The 17,268-nt window shown below is 57.8% G+C and carries 14 protein-coding genes; 12 read left to right on the top strand and 2 right to left on the bottom strand.

Annotation, left to right across the window (positions count from 1 at the left end; all coding sequences use genetic code 11):
- Positions 1-57: 57 nt before the first annotated feature.
- Positions 58-708, bottom strand: a complete 651-nt coding sequence (gene lolB / locus GQR90_RS03245) for a lipoprotein insertase outer membrane protein LolB (RefSeq protein WP_158772857.1) — start codon at positions 706-708, stop codon at positions 58-60.
- 175 nt (positions 709-883) lie between these two features.
- The gene (locus GQR90_RS03250; RefSeq protein ID WP_158772858.1) at positions 884-2,845 is read right to left on the bottom strand and encodes a tetratricopeptide repeat protein; all 1,962 of its coding nucleotides are present in this window, start codon (positions 2,843-2,845) and stop codon (positions 884-886) included.
- A 403-nt stretch (positions 2,846-3,248) separates the two neighbouring features.
- On the opposite strand from GQR90_RS03250, the gene hemA reads away from it, so the two are divergent.
- From hemA to GQR90_RS03310, 12 genes are all read left to right on the top strand, one after another.
- On the top strand, positions 3,249-4,520 hold the full coding sequence (gene hemA / locus GQR90_RS03255; RefSeq protein ID WP_158772859.1) for a glutamyl-tRNA reductase: 1,272 nt from the start codon (positions 3,249-3,251) through the stop codon (positions 4,518-4,520).
- A complete protein-coding gene (prfA, locus tag GQR90_RS03260; protein ID WP_158772860.1) occupies positions 4,517-5,602 on the top strand; it encodes a peptide chain release factor 1 in 1,086 nt (361 codons plus the stop codon). The genes hemA and prfA overlap by 4 nt, the downstream gene beginning before the upstream one ends.
- A gap of 1 nt (position 5,603) precedes the next feature.
- Positions 5,604-6,452, top strand: a complete 849-nt coding sequence (gene prmC, locus GQR90_RS03265) for a peptide chain release factor N(5)-glutamine methyltransferase (protein ID WP_158772861.1) — start codon at positions 5,604-5,606, stop codon at positions 6,450-6,452.
- Between the two features lie 255 nt (positions 6,453-6,707).
- Positions 6,708-7,208 (top strand): Lrp/AsnC ligand binding domain-containing protein, encoded by a 501-nt coding sequence (locus GQR90_RS03270; RefSeq protein ID WP_158772862.1) that lies wholly within the window; start codon positions 6,708-6,710, stop codon positions 7,206-7,208.
- Positions 7,209-7,338: 130 nt separating this feature from the next.
- On the top strand, positions 7,339-8,094 hold the full coding sequence (locus tag GQR90_RS03275) for a HesA/MoeB/ThiF family protein (RefSeq protein ID WP_158772863.1): 756 nt from the start codon (positions 7,339-7,341) through the stop codon (positions 8,092-8,094).
- A 684-nt stretch (positions 8,095-8,778) separates the two neighbouring features.
- A complete protein-coding gene (locus GQR90_RS03280) occupies positions 8,779-10,095 on the top strand; it encodes an NAD(P)/FAD-dependent oxidoreductase (protein WP_158772864.1) in 1,317 nt (438 codons plus the stop codon).
- A 29-nt stretch (positions 10,096-10,124) separates the two neighbouring features.
- Positions 10,125-11,273 carry an ABC transporter ATP-binding protein gene (locus tag GQR90_RS03285; protein ID WP_233266414.1) on the top strand — a complete coding sequence of 383 codons (1,149 nt, stop codon included), beginning with the start codon at positions 10,125-10,127 and terminating at the stop codon, positions 11,271-11,273.
- A gap of 8 nt (positions 11,274-11,281) precedes the next feature.
- A complete protein-coding gene (locus tag GQR90_RS03290; RefSeq protein ID WP_158772865.1) occupies positions 11,282-12,202 on the top strand; it encodes an ABC transporter permease in 921 nt (306 codons plus the stop codon).
- Positions 12,199-12,999, top strand: coding sequence for an ABC transporter permease (locus GQR90_RS03295; RefSeq protein WP_158772866.1), 801 nt, complete (start codon positions 12,199-12,201; stop codon positions 12,997-12,999). Before GQR90_RS03290 ends, GQR90_RS03295 begins: the two co-directional genes overlap by 4 nt.
- A gap of 118 nt (positions 13,000-13,117) precedes the next feature.
- Complete coding sequence (locus GQR90_RS03300) at positions 13,118-14,182, top strand: ABC transporter substrate-binding protein (protein ID WP_158772867.1); 1,065 nt, start codon at positions 13,118-13,120, stop codon at positions 14,180-14,182.
- Positions 14,183-14,287: 105 nt separating this feature from the next.
- A complete protein-coding gene (locus GQR90_RS03305) occupies positions 14,288-15,670 on the top strand; it encodes a glutamine synthetase family protein (protein ID WP_158772868.1) in 1,383 nt (460 codons plus the stop codon).
- A 232-nt stretch (positions 15,671-15,902) separates the two neighbouring features.
- Positions 15,903-17,195 (top strand): NAD(P)/FAD-dependent oxidoreductase, encoded by a 1,293-nt coding sequence (locus tag GQR90_RS03310; RefSeq protein ID WP_158772869.1) that lies wholly within the window; start codon positions 15,903-15,905, stop codon positions 17,193-17,195.
- The last annotated feature ends 73 nt before the right edge of the window (positions 17,196-17,268 follow it).

Consider the following 17,268-nt stretch of genomic DNA (forward strand, 5'->3'; position numbering starts at 1 on the left):
GGCCGGCTGATGTGAGTGAGATAATGGTGCTTGAGCGATGGAGCTAGAGCTTGTGACTTACAGGGCCTGCCACTGATTGACGATCAGCGTCGCGGTCAGGTCGCCATAGTAGAGCTTGAGTTTGCGCGGCAGCCACATGCCTTCAGCACGCGTCCAGTCCTGGTAGCTCACTTTCCATCCGTCTTGATGCAACGTGGCGGGGAAGCCTTGTGCATCTTCCTCCAGCTGGTGGGCACCTTTACTCGGCAAGCCGCGCACCCAGTCATTCAGCGCGCCTAACGGCAATGACCACCCCAGCTGCTGCAGCATCAGGCTTTCGGCATCGGGAGCCTCAAAGTCACCATCTGAAGAGTTGAGGCGGACACCGTCAGCGTCACGCGTCACGGTAGTACGGCCTGCCCCCAGCGGACCCGTGATCAGCATGCGGTAATCGTCGCCATCCTGCTGCCAGTCAAGATTGGCGCTGTGGCCTTCATCTGGTGTGCGGATACCGACCTTGCCGGCCAGCTGCCAATGTGTCAGTGCTTCAAGGGATGTCGCTTGTTGCTGCCAATCACCATCACTACGGGTCAGGTCACCGGCATTATCGCTAGCCATCTGACTGGCGCAGCCGCTCAGCACCAGTGTCATGGCTAACAAGATGGAGGTCAGCAGACGGCGTGCGAAAGGTAATGAAGCATTGGATACAGACAGTGAAGAGGTCGTCATGACGCAGAAACCTTCCAGATGGCGAGGGAGTTGAGAGTGGTCACACGTTGAGCGATGGTAAAAGCAATCAGGACAATGGACTCGTGACCCTGCAGAAAGTGCCGCGCAGTTAACGCGGCAGTCAGTTAACACGGCAGTCAGTTTACGACAGCAGGAGCCGGATCGTCAGCGTACGTCAGGGCGCATCGACTACAGGGCGCAAGGCCGGAATACGCTGGAACAGTGCTTCCAGTTCGGTGGCCTCCTCGAAGCGTTCGCTTAATTCGACGGACAGGCTTCGCGCCTCGTCCTGACGATCCAGTGACCACAGCACCTCGATGAGATGAGCGCCAATCTCGGCGTCCTGTTGCTGGGCCCAGGCGGCCTCCAGCGGTGAAAGTGCACGCTCGTTATCGCCGGTCAGGTAGTAGCCCCAACCGAGGCTATCGAGAATGGCCGAGTCATCCGGCGACAGTTCATGCGCTCGTTCAATCAATGTCAGTGCTTCGTCACGGCGATCAGTTTCGACCAGCAGGGTATAACCCAAGGCGTTGTAGGCGCTGGCATTGTCTGGTTCCAGCGCGATCACTTCGCGTAGATCACTCTCCATACCTTCAAGCTGGCTATCCTCGAGGCGGCGAATGCCGCGCAGGAACAGCAGGCTGCCTAGCTCACTGCCGACAGCATTGCGTGCGTCGTTATCCTTGCTGGCAACCGCCTTGGTGAGTGCCTTGCGGCGTGTACTGATACTGCTGTCGAGCAGGGTATCAGCGTCAGCGAAGGCCTCATGAGTGTCGAGCAAGTCAATTTCGAAGCTGAGCAGTGTCATGGCGTGACGTGGATGACGTAGACGCTCCACCGCCAGGAACTGACGTGCCTCGTCGATGCGATCATGCTCAGCCAGTAGCTGGGCAGCACGTGCGCGGCTCGAGATATAGCGCTCACCATCCGGCACCTGTCGGTAGTAAAGGATGGCGTTGTCGATCTCGCCGCTGGCTTCGGCAGCCAGGCCGAGCATGGCAAAGGCTGCATCCGGGACGGGGTCTTCTTCCAGTAGCGGCAGTAGCAGGCGATGGGCATCCTGAGGAGCATCGGCATCCAGGAACAGGCTAGCCAGCGCCATGCGTAAGCGCGGTGCGTTGGGATGGCGAGTCACGAGTGTGTCGATGCGCTCGCGAGCGGAAGGCATGTCACCACTGGCGAGCTCGGTCTGTGCGGCACTCAATACCAAGCGACTGTCATCGGGTGCGATGTCCAGCCCACGGGTCGCCGCCTGACGTGAGGCGTTCAGGTGCCCGGCATCACGTTCAATTTCACTGCGTGCCAACCATAGCTCCGGAAGATCTGCATGAGAGGCTTCCAAGCGTGAGAGTCGAGCTCGGGCAGATGATTCATTGCCGAGACTAGCGTCCAGCAGGGCAGCCGCGATCTTTGGCATCGGTTGGGTGGGATACTGCGTAATATGCCTGGTCAGTAGCGACAACAGTGGTTCGAGATCGGCACCGGCATCAATGGCCTGTTCCATCAGGGTTGCCAGATTGCCATTGCCACCACTGGCTTCCACGACGAGTCGCTGCTCCAGCGCTGTCATCCAGTCACCGCGTTCCATCGCCAATCGTGCGCGGATGATGCTGGGCTCGCTGGCAGTATCATCCAGCTGTTGCCAGCGTTCAGCGGCACGTTCCAGCAGCGCGGGGTTATCGGCGTAGCGTGCGGCCAGCACTGCGCGGCGGGCCAGCTCCGGATCATCGAAGCGACGACTGGCCGCCAGATACCCATCGGCGGCGCGGGGATAGTCACCACGCTGACCGGCAAGTTCTGCACTCAGTAGCTGATTGAGGCTATCGGCATCCAGTCCCTTCTGTATGGCTGGCGCAGAGTCCAGTGGATCTGGCTGGTTGGCGAAGGGCGTCGAAGTGCTCACTGACTGACAACCGGCAAGCCCCAGCATCAGCCCGACCAGCAGCGTACCCTTGAGCCGATGGGATGCGATAGCGGGGTAACTGAGCGGTCTGCGAGCCGTTGTCGACGCGCGACAGGCAGCAGTGCCTGATGCACTCCGCGTGGCATCGGTCGGGGCATCCTGCAAGGTACCCATCTGTGCTTTCGCGTGTGGCGTCTCACGGGGCGTATGTTCAGCGGCAGTCGAAGCGTGCATGCAACCTCGCGGTCAGCGGTCGGAGTCTACAGAGTAACCCGCCAGCGGGGGCCGGATCAGAAAAATGGATGTCGTGATGTCCATCATTCCAGCATAACGGCTGCTGACCAGCGGGCATAGCGTTGCCGTTGCTGACGCAGTATTGAAAAGACATGAGAGCCTTTGTGAGAGTGATAGCGTCAGCCTGCCAGTGCCATGGAAAATCCTCATCAGCTGCGGCACGCTACAGGGTCGCGTGGTGCAGGCGCTGTGATAGAATGAGCACGCTAATATTATAATTCCAGCCGCTACGGCGACTGCACTTGCTGGCCTCGTTCCCATGCCTGCAAGCACTGCCCATGCCGACAGCAGCTTGTTTTTGACGCCAATCCTGCCGGCCAGACCCTGACGACTGACTGACTCCATGACCCTTCTTGCCCTTGGCATCAATCATCGCACCGCCGCCGTTGATGTGCGCGAACGCGTTGCTTTCACGCCTGCGCAGCTTGACGCCGCGCTGGGCGAATTGAAGCGGCTGCCGGCAGTCTCCGAGGCAGCCGTGCTGTCGACCTGTAATCGGACCGAGCTCTACTGCGTGACCAGTGATGGTGCGCAGTCGGTACTCGAGTGGCTGAGCCGTTTTCACGGCCTGCCGATGGAAGACCTCGAGCATTGCAGCTATCAGCATCTGGGCGATGAGGCCGTGCGTCATCTGATTCGTGTCGCGGTCGGGCTGGATTCCATGGTGCTGGGCGAGCCGCAGATTCTGGGTCAGTTGAAGGATGCCTACCAGTTTGCCCGCCAGTCGGTGGGCCTTGGTGGCGAGTTGGAGCAGCTCTTTCAGCATATCTTTCAAGTCGCCAAGCAAGTGCGTACTGAAACGGGTATCGGCGAAAACCCTGTCTCGGTAGCTTATGCCGCCGTCAGCATGGCAAGTCACATCTTTGACGACTTCACACGTGCCAACGCGCTGTTGATCGGGGCAGGTCAGACTATCGAGCTGGTCGCGCGCCATCTCAAGGAAGCTGGCATCGCCAATATCTGTATCGCCAATCGCACGCTGTCCCGCGCCGAACATCTGGCCAATGAGCTAGGCGGTACGGCGATTGGGCTGGAGGGCATTCCTCATGCGCTCGAAAAGGCTGATATCGTCATTTCCTCGACTGCCTCCCAATTGCCGATTCTGGGCAAGGGCATGGTCGAGCGTGCCCTGAAAAAGCGCCGTTACAAGCCGATGTTCATGGTCGATATTGCGGTACCACGTGATGTTGAGCCTCAGGTGGGCGAGCTTGACGATGTTTTCCTCTATACGGTCGATGATCTGCAGGAAGTCATCGAGGAAAATCGTCGCCACCGCGAGCTGGCCGCGGCACAGGCAGAAGAGCTGATTCGCCAAGGCGTCAGCGCCTGGTTGCATCTCAAGCGTGTGCGCAGTGGTGGCGAAGTCATCAAACGCTACCGCAGTCATGGCGAGCAGCTGCGCGCCGAATGTGAGGCGCAGGCATTGGCAGAGCTCAAGCAGGGTCGCGATCCGCAGGAAGTTGTCGCGCAGCTGGCGCGTCAGCTGACCAATCGCTTCATGCATTACCCGACGCTGGCGTTGCGCCAGGCCTCGGGTGATGACCGACAGGATATTCTTCAGACGGCACAGACGCTTCTGCTCGCGCCGGTTGATTCATCACAGGACCCTTCATGAAAGACAGCCTCATCACCAAGCTCGATACCTTCCACGACCGCTTCGAGGAGATCTCCGCACTGTTGTCGGAGCCAGAAGTCATCGGGAATCAGGCCAAATTCCGTGACCTGTCGCGGGAATACGCCGAGCTTGAGCCGCTGATCGAGGCATGGCGTCGCCATCGCGCGCTTATGGAAGGTCGTGAAGCGGCCCTGAGCATGTGTGACGACAGCGACCCTGAGATGCGTGACATGGCGCGTGAGGAAGTGCGCGATATCGATGCCGCACTCGAAGCCTTGGAAGGTGAAATCACCCAGTTGCTGATTCCGCGTGACCCAGACGATGGTGCCAACGTCTTCCTCGAAGTGCGTGCGGGAACCGGTGGTGATGAAGCCGCGCTATTTGCCGGTGACCTGTTTCGTATGTACTCGCGCTACGCCGAACTCAAGGGCTGGAAGGTTGAGACTGTCAGTGCCAGCCATGGTGAGCACGGTGGCTTCAAGGAAGTCATCGCACGGGTGAAAGGTGAGGGTGTTTATTCGCGACTCAAGTTCGAGTCGGGTGCGCACCGTGTTCAGCGTGTGCCGGCGACAGAGTCACAAGGACGCATTCATACCTCGGCGTGTACTGTCGCGGTGATGCCTGAGGCGGATGAAGTCGGCGACATTGATATCAATCCGTCTGACCTGCGGGTGGATACGTACCGCAGTTCTGGTGCCGGTGGTCAGCACGTCAATACCACGGATTCTGCCATTCGCATCACTCACCTGCCGACAGGCGTGGTGGTGGAGTGTCAGGACGAGCGCAGCCAGCACAAGAACCGTGCGCGCGCCATGTCACTGCTGGCGGCTCGTCTAAAGCAGGCAGCAGTAGACACTCAAGCGCAGGCGACCTCTGATGCGCGTCGCAAACTGGTCGGCTCCGGTGATCGCTCCGAGCGTATTCGTACCTATAACTTCCCGCAGGGGCGCCTGACCGACCACCGGATCAACTTGACGCTTTATAAGCTCAATGAAGTGATCGCTGGCCAGCTGGATGAGGTGATAGAACCGCTGGTGGTCGAATACCAGGCCGATCAGTTGACCGCATTGCAGGAGCACTAAGGTGAGAATTGATGTCACGCTAGCAGCAGCCACCGCACGCCTGAGTGAGGCGGGCAGTGACTCGCCGCGCCTGGATGCCGAGCTATTGCTGGGTGAAGTGATGGGGCGTGAGCGCACCTGGTTCTATACCTGGGGTGATCGGGATCTAGAGGCAGAAGCGAGCGCTGAGGATATTGCCCGCTTTGAAGCGCTGCTGGCGCGTCGTGCCGAAGGGCATCCGGTCGCTCATCTGCTTGGACGACGTGAGTTCTATGGCCTGACACTAGCGTGTTCACCGGTCACGCTGATTCCGCGTCCGGACACCGAGGTAATGGTGGAGTGTGCGCTGGAGCTGGCGGAAGCCTCGACAGGTCGTCTACTGGATCTCGGCACCGGCACTGGTGCCATCGCGTTGGCATTTGCACGCCACCGTCCACAGTGGCAGGTGCTGGGCGTCGACCTTGTCGAAGAGGCCGTGGCTCTGGCGCGCTGCAATGCTGAGACACTGGCGATTGGCAATGCTGAATTTCGGTGCAGTAACTGGTTCTCTGCAGTGAGTGAGAATGACTTTGCGCTGATCACTGCCAACCCTCCGTATCTGGCTGATGATGATCCCCATTTGATGCTGGGCGATGTGCGTTTTGAGCCGCGCTCCGCACTGGTGGCAGAACGTCATGGATTGGCAGACTTCATGCACCTCATTGAGGTTGCGCCACGCTACTTGGCGGCGGGTGGACATCTGATGTTGGAGCATGGCCTGAAGCAAGGGCCTGAAGTGCGAGGCGCGTTGTTGTCTGCTGGCTACACCGATGTTGATACGCTTGAAGATCTGGGTGGTCGCGAGCGAATCACACTGGGCAAGAAAATCTGATGGGTATTTGTGTCTGGCAGTAACGGGTACTGGCGGGTAGAGGTTTCATCCGAATTTGGTGGAGTGTGCGTGGAATCCTCGTCATGGTGCAGCCAGTGAAGGCATATCCTCTGCTGGCTGGGTATGATAATAATTAGTCACGCATGATTGGAAAGGACGTCTGATAACCCCCGTGTTATCCGATGGCCTGACTGCCCGAAAGACAGGAGTAAGGATGATCCTGCTGTAAGTCACCCCGCTGGGAAAACTATTACAATGAAAGCGAAATCACGTTCTCTGGACCGTATCGATCTCAAGATTCTGCGTTGCCTGCAAGAAAATGCACGTATTTCCTATGTCGATCTTGCCTCTGAAGTAGGCTTGTCGACCACGCCGTGTCTTGAACGCGTCAAGCGGCTTGAGCGCGCTGGCGTCATTCGCGGTTACAAGGCGGTGCTTGACCCCAAGGCACTCAAGGCCAATCTGTTGGTATTCGTCGAAATCAGCCTCGAAACCCAGTCTCCTTCAGTCTTTGATGAGTTCCGTCGTGCAGTGTCCAAACTGCCGCAGATTCAGGAATGTCATCTCGTCTCAGGCCAGTTCGACTATATTCTCAAATGTCGAATTCCCGAGATGTCAGCTTACCGTCAGCTGCTGGGTGATGTGGTATTGACCCTGCCCGGAGTCAAGGAATCCAAGAGCTACGTGGTAATGGAAGAGGTCAAGGAGCAGTTCTCGCTGCATGTGCCGGATATCGAGGAGTTGGAGGCCAAGTAAGCTTGTGCGCTCTTGTCTCGATTTAACGTCTTTCATCTGTGCAGTGATACTGCACAAGCGCCCGCTCAGGTATCGCTAGTCATGAATGGCTAGTGACGATCCGCTATCAAGCACAGGCAGTCCGTCTTCCATGCAAGATTCGCAATTACTGCGCTATTCGCGCCAGATTCTGCTTCCCCAGGTCGATATCGTCGGCCAGCAACGTCTGCTGGCGGCGCGAGTGCTGGTGATCGGGGCGGGCGGGCTGGGCTGTCCAGCGGCACTGTACCTGGCCGCTGCAGGTATCGGTACGCTGGTGCTGGCGGATGATGATCATGTCGAGCTCTCCAATCTGCAGCGCCAGATCGCGCATGGTGATGCAGATATTGATCAGCCCAAGGCAGCGTCGCTGGCAGCGTCGGTACTGGCGATCAACCCTGAGTTGAACGTTATCGTGTTGGCGCAGCGCCTGAACGGCAATGCGTTGTCAGAACAGGTCGCTGCGGCTGATGTGGTGCTCGATTGTACGGATCGCTTCAGTTCACGCTTTCCGATCAATGCGGCCTGCGTAGCGGCGGGCACGCCCCTGGTATCGGGGGCAGCGATTCGCTTTTCTGGCCAGTTGGTCGTGTTCGATCTACGTCAGCCGGAGTCACCCTGCTATGCCTGCCTCTATGCGCCGGATGAGCTGGGTGATGAAGAGATCACGTGTGCTGAAAGCGGAGTGATTGCACCACTGGTTGGCATCATCGGCGCCTTTCAGGCACTTGAGGCACTCAAGCTGATCAGTGGCGCGGGTAGCGCGCATCGTGGCCTGGCGACGTTTGATGGTTTGACCGGCGAGTGGCGGCGCATGGGGCTCAAGCGTGATCCTGGCTGCCAGGTGTGTGGGACTGCACGCTCATGAGCTTGTCTCGTCCGCTTCCTGCTGGCGCGGTCGTGGTAGGTTTTCCTTGATGGATGAGGGCAAGGGGGTGCTTGCAGGGGCTTACCGATTGCTGGCGGGCCTTGAGGCGTTTCGGATCTAGGCCAATGCGCTGCACCAGAGCTTGAGAGGTGCTTGCAGGGCTCGTCAGCACTCTCTTGTATTCTTCTTCCGTACTCCTCCCTCTATATCCCTACCGATCATCCTTCGCTCTTCTTCATACCTTCACGCGTCTTTCAATTCCTTAATTCCCTGCCTCCTGTTCTTGGCTCGTCATCGTCCAGCTTTAGCGCCTGACCTCATGCCTTCTGCGTGCTAGCCCCCCTTCCTGTTACCTGGTTGATAGCTTTTTCCTGTGCCTGGCGTTTGTTGATTATTGATTGACAGTCAATTGGCGCACGATTTCTTCCTCGTTCCTTCATTATTCGACGTCTGGAAGAAGATGTACTTTTATTCAGTAGTTCCAGCAAGTTGGATGGTTGCTTAATGTAGAAAGAATGTCGGTTCTGCGCAGCTTGCGTATAGAATCTCTCACTCAAGAGTGAATGATTGGTTGTTATTGAATACTTGACACCTGGTGCTGCTCTGGGGCCACATGAAGGCAAGATTGATGAACATGTTTTGCAAGATTCAACAACAACTACAAGACAGATGGATTCCTATCGCATGACTGACTCCTTGTCATCCACGCCGCCAGCCTCCTTGTCATCCACGCCGCCAGCCTCCTGGTATCGTGACTCGGTTGCGGTACACCTGGATTCTACTTCTCCCCTGGAGGGCGAGGTCACTGCCGATGTGTGCATCGTTGGCGCTGGTGTCACCGGCTGCTCGGCAGCCCTCCATCTCGCAGAGCGCGGTTACAAGGTCATATTGCTCGAATCCTCGACGGTGGGTCATGGCGCATCGGGTCGCAGTGGCGGCCAGATTCTGCCGGGGCTGGGCACGGACATCAGCACGGTGGAGAAGGCACTCGGTCACGAAAGAGCCAAGGATATCTGGGAAATGAGTCGCGAGGCTGTCCGCCTCACGGCTGATCTCATCGAGCGCCACGCCATTCCCTGTGAACTTGCCTGGGGATACCTGCATGCCGCAGTCAAACCTCGGCATGTGAAGGAGTTGCACGACTTTCAGAACCGCATGGCCCGCGATTATGGCTACGACTCCATGCAGTGGCTCGAAGGTCAGGTGCTGCGAGAGCACGTCGTGACTGATGAGTACCCTGGTGCCATGCGTGAAAGCGAAGGTGGCCATCTACATCCTCTCAATTACACCCTTGGCCTTGCGCGTGCTGCGCAGCAGGCTGGCGTCAGCCTGCACGAAAATAGTCCGGTGGTTGAGATCAAACGCGGCAAGCCGGCCACGATCATCACTGGCAAGGGTCGCGTGATCGCTGATCGAGTGGTGCTGGCCACCAATGCCTATGGAGATCGCCTCGTACCGGAAATGGCTGGGCGCATCATGCGTGCCGCCAACTACATGATCGCGACGGCGCCGCTCACTGCCGAACAGGCGGCTCAGGTTCTGCCCCAAAATGATGCCTTGTCCGATGCCAACTTCGTACTGGATTACTACCGGTTATCTGCTGATCGACGGCTGATCTATGGCGGCGAGGTGAGCTACGACGGACGCGAGCCGCGAGGGCTGGATGCACGTATCGATCGCAAGATCCGGCATCTGTTTCCGGTACTCGGGGAGGTGGATATCCAGTATCGCTGGGGCGGTGACGTCGCCATCACGCTCAATCGGGCACCTGACTTCGGGCGCATGGGTGCCAACCTCTATTACGCTCAAGGGTACTCGGGGCATGGCATGGCCATGGCCGGGCTGGCAGGGAAATTGCTGGCTGAATCCCTGAGTGGGGATAGCGAGCGTTTCGACACCTTTGCAGCGATGCCTCATCGCACCTTCCCGGGCGGGCGGCACTTGCGTACGCCGCTACTGGTGTTGGCCACCACCTTCTACAAGCTCCGCGATCGGCTGTGATGAGCTGCCTGAACGACAAGGATACCCCCATGAGTGATCCCCAGATGGTGATGGACGAGAGTCTCGCGCGTACACACTCTCGTGAACCTGTGATGAGCGAGCCTGCAGCAAATGAGATGGGTGGGCACCTGACGGCGTCTTCCATCGAGATGAAAGGGCTGCACAAGCGTTTTGGCAATGATGCCGTGGCGCTCAATGGTGTGGATCTGACCATTCGCGCAGGTGAATTCTTCACGTTGCTGGGACCATCAGGCTGTGGCAAGACCACCTTGCTACGCATTCTGGCTGGGCTTGAAGAGGCGGATGAAGGCACATTGATCATCGGTGGCAAGGATGTTACCGAGGTGCCGCCTCACCAACGTAGCGTGAACACGGTATTCCAGTCCTACGCGCTATTTCCGCACTTGTCCGTGCGCGAGAACCTGGCGTTCGGGCTCAAGATGCGCGGTGTCGGGGCAGTAGAACGCGACGCCAAGGTGGCGGACGTCGCCAATCTGATCAAGCTGGGGGAGTTGGTCGATCGACGCATCGATCAGCTTTCCGGTGGTCAGCGTCAGCGTATCGCGCTGGCGCGTGCACTGATCTGTGAGCCGGATGTGCTGCTGCTGGATGAGCCGCTCTCGGCGCTGGATGCCGGCCTGCGTTCTCAGCTTCAGGTAGAGCTGTTGCGTATCCAGAAACGTCTGGGGATGACCTTCGTGTTCGTGACTCATGATCAGGATGAAGCGATGGTCATGTCCGATCGGATCGCCGTGCTCAATGGCGGCAACATCCAGCAGATCGGCTCTCCGCGCGAGATCTATGAGACGCCCCTCAATGTCTTCGTGGCACGCTTCATGGGACACGACAATCTCTATCCCATCACTGAAAATGCGGGCAATCGGGCAATGACCGCGGTGGGAGCACTCGAACTCGAGACAGCAGGCAGCGTAGGTGAGTTCGTGCTGATACGGCCCGAGACACTGGATCTGAAACTGGGCCATGTCGCAGGCATCAATCACATGCACGGGCGCATTACCGAGCGACTCTATCGTGGCAGTCACGCCGAATATCGAATAGCGATCGGCGCTACCAGCCTTCAGGCGACGGTGAACAACCGTGGTCACCATCTTCCTGACGTTGACGACGAGGTGACCCTGGTGGTCTCCCCGGAAGATCTCGTCACGCTGAGTGAGTGAGGCCTGACATGCCGAAGACGACAGCCGTGATTGGACGTAGCCAAGCCATCGTGCGGGAAACACGTCATCTGCTGTTTACCGTGACACCGGGCGCCGCCTGGATCTTCTTCTTTCTGGTCTTGCCCAGCGCCTACCTGATGAGTGTGGCCTTCATGAGCAATGGCCCCTACGGGCTACCGGAAATGCCCTTGTCACTAACGTCATTTCATCAGTTGGCGGGGCAGGGTTTTCTGGGCTGGAGTCCGGGGAATCTGCTGACACTGATGCGCTCGTTATGGCAGACGGTGATTTCCACCGTGCTGGTCGTGCTGGTGGCGTACCCGGTCGCCTATTACATCTCGCAGGCAGACGTGCGCTGGCGGCCTATCTTGCTGCTGGTCGTGGTCGTGCCATCGTGGACCAATCAGGTCATTCGTACCTTTGGTTGGATGAACCTGTTGGCACCGGGCACGCCGCTGGCCGAACTGGCCGAGGCGATGGGCATGATCGCGCCCCATATGGGGCTTTATCCCTCAAACTTCGCGGTCACATTGGGGCTGATCTACAACTTCCTGCCCTTCATGGTGCTGCCGTTGTATGCCGCCTTCGAAAAGCTGAACTTCTCGTTGGTCGAGGCCGCGCGTGACCTGTATGCCTCTCCCATCAAGGCTTTCTGGTATGCAGTATTTCCTCAGACGTTACCGGGACTGCTGGCGGGGGTGGTGCTGGTCGCGATACCGGCCTTTGGCATGTACGTCATCCCTGAGTTGCTGGGAGGTGGCAAGGGCATGATGTTGGGCAATCTGGTTGCCAACCAGTTCTCGGGCAGCGCCAACTGGCCGCTGGGGGCGGCGGGCGCGATTCTGATGCTCATCGCCACTTTCATCGGTCTGTACGCGATGCGTCGCATCGGCAAGCGTCTGGGTGGCGGTGAAGAGGTGGTGATATGAAACATTCAGCCTTCAAGAAGGGATTACGCGGCTTCTGGTGGCTGACGGTCGGCTTTCTGTATCTGCCCTTGATCGTCGTGATGGTGTTTTCCTTCAATGCATCCAACAGTGCTGCCAGCTTCACCGGTATCTCGCTGCGGTGGTATCGGCGCCTGCTGGGTAATGACGCGATTCTGTCGGCACTGGGCAATTCGATGCTGCTGGCGGTGATCTCTTCGCTGGTGGCACTCGCGATTGGCTGCCTGATCGGCTACGGCATGTATCGCCATCGCCATCGCAAGCTGGGCTGGCTGATCGTGTTGATCTACCTGCCCATCGTGCTGCCCGACATCGTGTTCGGAATCTCGGAGATGACCTTCTTCATGAAGATCAACGAGCTGACGGGCCTGTTGTCCCCGGGACTCGGCACCATGATCATCGCGCATGTCACCTTCCAGATACCCTTCGTGGCACTGATCGTCTACTCACGCTTCGTCGGATTGGATCCCTCATTGTTCGAGGCAGCGAAGGATCTTTACGCCACGCCGCTTCAGCGAGTGCGGTTCTTCATGCTACCGACATTGAAGCCAGCGTTGATCTCAGCCTTCTTCCTGTCATTCACGCTGTCGCTGGATGACTTCGTGATCAGCTTCTTCACCTCTGGCCCCGAAAGCGCCACGCTCCCCATTTACATCTGGAGCGCGATTCGCAAAGGGGTGACACCGGAAATCAATGCCATCGCGACACTGATGATGATGGCGGTCGCCCTGGCGGCAATTGCCAGTCTGTGGCTGTCACGGCGCCGTACAGTGTCCTGAATACCCTGCTGAAAGCCTCACACGATCAGGTGGCTCTCCCATCAATGCACAGTGAGACGATGGGGGAGGACTTGAGCAACATGCAACATCTTCACGACAATCAAAGCGGAGCATCACAATGACAAACAACACGCTGCGTTTCGCTGTAGCCATCGGCAGTCTGCTGCTGGCCAGTGCCTCCCAGGCTGAAGACAAGAAGCTGTATCTCTTCAACTGGACCCAGTACATGGACCCGGAGGTCATCACCGCCTTTGAAAAGAAGTATGACGTTGAGGTGGTGGAGAATTACTACAACTCATTGCCGGAAATGCTGGCCAAGCTGAATGCCGGTGGTGTGTCTCAGTACGACATCATCGTGCCGTCCAATTATTACGTTCCGCGCTTGATCGAGACGGGTCTGGTGCAGAAGATCAACAAGGCGAAAGTGCCCAATCTGGCCAACGTCGATGAACAGTTCCGTGACCCGAGTTTTGACCCGGGTGCCGAATATACCGCGCCGTATCAGTGGGGCGTGACGGGACTGGTCTACAACGCCAAGACCTTCAAGGATGCCCCGAAGAGCTGGTCCGTGCTGTTTGATCCCGCCGTCAATGATGCCTATCCCTTCAGTCTGATGGGGGATGGTCAGGTCAGCATGGGGACAGCCTGTGCCTACCTTGGGCATGGCTATGACTGTACTGACATTGACGATTGGCGTGAGGCAGCCAAGCTGCTGATCGAAACCAAGCATCGTAGCAATTTCAGTGGTTTCTCCGATGGTACGCCTGCGCTGCAACAGATGGCGCGCAAGGTCACGCACGGCGCGTTGTCCTACAACGGTGACTACCTGTTCTATCTGGACGAAAACCCCGAATCCTTCTCTGACATCAAGTTCGTCATTCCTGACGAAGGCGCCGAGAAGTGGGTGGATTCCATGATGATTCCTGCCAAGGCACCGCATCCGGAACTGGCCAATGCCTTCATCAACTTCATCCTGGACGCCAAGGTCGGTGCACAGCTTTCCAACTACAACTACTACGCCAGCCCGAATGCGGCGGCGACACCGTATCTGGATGAGGTGCTGACTCAGCCGCCGATTCAGCCGTCAGAAGATGACATGGCCCGTCTGCGTTTCTCGCCGAGCCTCTCCGGCAAGCAGCTGCAGATATTCCAGCAGTTGTGGTCGGAAGTGCAGGCGCGCTGAGCACTGACACTTGATGCACTGCCATTCAAAAGCACCATCGTTCGGGTGTTCTACAAGCAGGCCACTGATGCCGTGGCCTGCCATGTCTTGTTCAAGGAAGGTTTCATGAAGTACGAACCCACTGGTCACGAAGATGAAGCATCCGCGTTGCAGGAATGGTTCACGGCTCATGGCATCACCGAGGTGGAATGTCTGGTCACTGACCTGACCGGCATTCTCAAGGGCAAGATCATGCCGGCGCGCAAGTACCTCAATGGTGGGCGGCCACGTTTGCCTGATTCGATCTTTATTCAGACCGTCACGGGAGGGTATCCAGACGACGAAGACAGTCGTTTCTGGAATCCTGCTGAGCAAGATATGGAGCTCATCCCGGACGTGAATGCGCTTTATCTGGTGCCGTGGGCAGAAGATGCCACAGCGCAGATCATCCATGATTGCTATTACCTCAATGGCGAGCCGGTGGAGCTATCGCCACGCTATGTGCTCAAGCGTGTATTGGCGCTCTATGCCGCACGAGGCTGGCAGCCGATTGTCGCGCCGGAGGCCGAGTTCTTCCTGGTCAAGACCAATACCGACCCCGACTATCCATTGGAGCCGCCCGTCGGCCGCAGCGGGCGGCAAGAGAGTAGTCGTCAGTCATTCTCCATCGATGCAGTCAATGAATTCGATCCGTTATTCGAGGAGATGTATGACTACTGCGAAGCGATGGGGCTGGATCTGGACACCCTGATTCACGAGGAGGGTGCCGGTCAGATGGAGGTTAATTTCGAGCACGGAGACCCGTTGATGCTGGCCGATCAGATAGTGATGTTCAAACGCACGCTGCGTGAGACAGCACTGCGCCATGGCATGTACGGCACCTTCATGGCCAAGCCGATGGCGAACGAGCCGGGTAGCTCGATGCACCTTCATCAGAGTTTGGTAGATGCGACGTCCGGCAAGAACCTGTTCGCCAATGACGAAGGGCAGCCGAGTACGTTGTTCCGTAATTTCATTGGCGGCCTGCAAACCTACATGCCGTCGGCTATTCCGTTCTTCGCACCTAATGTCAATTCCTATCGCCGCCTGATGCGTAACGATACCAGCGGCTCAGCCCCCATCAATGTGGAGTGGGGCTTCGATAACCGTACCGTAGGCTTGCGTGTGCCGGTCTCGGATGCGGCAGGCACTCGGGTCGAGAATCGTCTGGCCGGTGCCGATGCCAACCCCTATCTGGTGATGGCAGCCTCATTGGCGTGTGGCTATCTAGGCATGCTCTCTCAGCTTGAGCCGCGCCCACCCGTCGTCGGTTCTGCATGGGAGGGTGGTAACACACTCCCAGATGATATTGGCCCTGCGCTCAACGCTCTGCATGACTGCAAGCCACTGGCGGACATTCTCGGTGAGCGTTTCGTGAAGAGTTATCTCGCGGTCAAGCGTGCCGAGCATCGCGAATACTTCCAGGTCATCAGCTCCTGGGAGCGTGAGCATCTGCTGTTGAGAGTGTAAGCGGCGGTGATGACGGGGTTGGTGCGCTTTTCTCGACATCTGGTAGCAACAAGGGGGCGTGGTAGTCATCGCGGCCCCTTGTCGTTTCTGAGGCTCTCTTGGTTATCGCAAGATGATAGTGCTCTGACATCTGCCAATGTGGTGATTATTGCATGGCAAAAACTACAGATTTAGCAGTTTGTTCCGTGATAGTGTGTCAGGATGTTGATTAAAATAACCACAAGGAACTGTCATGAGTGCAATTCTGCCCATTGAACATGCTGCCTCCTGGTATGCATCCTCCGCCAATGCCTCTCCCGAGCGTCCGCCATTGTCAGGAGACGTCAGCTGTGATGTCTGTGTCGTCGGCGCTGGCTTCACGGGGATTTCAGCTGCGCTGCACCTGGCTGAGCAGGGGCTCAAGGTCATGGTGCTGGAGGCGGCCCGTGTGGGTTACGGCGCCTCTGGTCGCAATGGTGGGCAGATCGTCAACAGTTACAGCCGTGACATGGATGTCATCGAGGAGCGCTTTGGCGCACAGACTGCGCGCGCATTGGGTGACATGGCCTTTGAAGGCAATACCATCATTCGTGATCGTATTGCGCGCTACAGCATCGATTGCGATCTGCGTGAAGGGAATCTATTCGCGGCCTGCAATACTCGACAGATGAAAGGCCTGCGCGAACACAAGGCACTGTGGGAGCGCTACGGCAATACCAGCCTTGAGCTTTTGGAAGGCGATGCCTACCAGCGTGAAGTCAGTGCCGAAGGCTATGTGGGGGCACTGGTTGATCATTCTGGCGGTCATATTCATCCGCTGAATCTGGTGCTGGGTGAAGCCGCCGCTTTCGAGTCACTGGGCGGTGTCATCTTCGAGCAAAGCCCGCTGGTGAGTCTCGAACATGGCTCCCCTGTGGTGCTGAAGACGGCAGGTGGCACCATCCGTGCTGACCGTGTGGTAATGGCAGGCAATGCCTATCTGAATGGCGTGTTGCCGGTACTGGAAGGCAAATCGATGCCGTGCGGGACTCAGGTCATCACGACCGCGCCGCTGGAAGCGGACGTCGCGCGAGCACTGCTGCCCAACAACATGGCGGTGGAAGACTGCAATTACCTGCTTGATTACTATCGTCTGACTCGCGATAACCGACTCATCTTCGGTGGTGGCGTCAACTATGGCGGCGAAGATCCGACCGATATCGAGGCGCTGATTCGTCCCAAGATGCTCAAGGTGTTCCCGCAGCTGGCCAACGTCAAGATTGATTATGCCTGGAGTGGCACCTTCCTGATGACGCTCAACCGTCTGCCGCAGTTCGGCGTGCTCAATGACAACGTCTACTACGCCCAGGGCTACTCCGGTCATGGTGTGACCTGTAGTCACCTGGCGGGCCGCCTGATCAGTGAGGTGATGACAGGACGTGACGAGCGTTTCGATGCCTTCGCTGGCCTACCGCATCTGCCATTCCCCGGTGGGCGCATGCTGCGGGTACCGTTGTCAGCTGTCGGTGCCTGGTACTACCAGACACGTGACAAGCTCGGTATCTGATCAGCTCGCCATTCCTGCAGCGCCAGAGCCGCTCTCCCGAACAGGAGGGCGGTTTTTTTGATGGGTCCTCAAC

The sequence above is a fragment of the Cobetia sp. L2A1 genome, assembly GCF_009796845.1.
Lineage (GTDB): Bacteria > Pseudomonadota > Gammaproteobacteria > Pseudomonadales > Halomonadaceae > Cobetia.

Excerpts from the sequence above, each read along its gene's own strand:
- GQR90_RS03285 (WP_233266414.1), top strand. The coding sequence starts at position 10,125 with ATGAGTGATCCCCAGATGGTGATGGACGAGAGTCTCGCGCGTACACAC.
- GQR90_RS03290 (WP_158772865.1), top strand. The coding sequence starts at position 11,282 with ATGCCGAAGACGACAGCCGTGATTGGACGTAGCCAAGCCATCGTGCGG.
- GQR90_RS03250 (WP_158772858.1), bottom strand. The coding sequence starts at position 2,845 with ATGCACGCTTCGACTGCCGCTGAACATACGCCCCGTGAGACGCCACAC.
- prfA (WP_158772860.1), top strand. The coding sequence starts at position 4,517 with ATGAAAGACAGCCTCATCACCAAGCTCGATACCTTCCACGACCGCTTC.
- GQR90_RS03280 (WP_158772864.1), top strand. The coding sequence starts at position 8,779 with ATGACTGACTCCTTGTCATCCACGCCGCCAGCCTCCTTGTCATCCACG.
- hemA (WP_158772859.1), top strand. The coding sequence starts at position 3,249 with ATGACCCTTCTTGCCCTTGGCATCAATCATCGCACCGCCGCCGTTGAT.
- GQR90_RS03300 (WP_158772867.1), top strand. The coding sequence starts at position 13,118 with ATGACAAACAACACGCTGCGTTTCGCTGTAGCCATCGGCAGTCTGCTG.
- GQR90_RS03270 (WP_158772862.1), top strand. The coding sequence starts at position 6,708 with ATGAAAGCGAAATCACGTTCTCTGGACCGTATCGATCTCAAGATTCTG.
- lolB (WP_158772857.1), bottom strand. The coding sequence starts at position 708 with ATGACGACCTCTTCACTGTCTGTATCCAATGCTTCATTACCTTTCGCA.
- GQR90_RS03295 (WP_158772866.1), top strand. The coding sequence starts at position 12,199 with ATGAAACATTCAGCCTTCAAGAAGGGATTACGCGGCTTCTGGTGGCTG.
- GQR90_RS03305 (WP_158772868.1), top strand. The coding sequence starts at position 14,288 with ATGAAGTACGAACCCACTGGTCACGAAGATGAAGCATCCGCGTTGCAG.
- GQR90_RS03310 (WP_158772869.1), top strand. The coding sequence starts at position 15,903 with ATGAGTGCAATTCTGCCCATTGAACATGCTGCCTCCTGGTATGCATCC.
- GQR90_RS03275 (WP_158772863.1), top strand. The coding sequence starts at position 7,339 with ATGCAAGATTCGCAATTACTGCGCTATTCGCGCCAGATTCTGCTTCCC.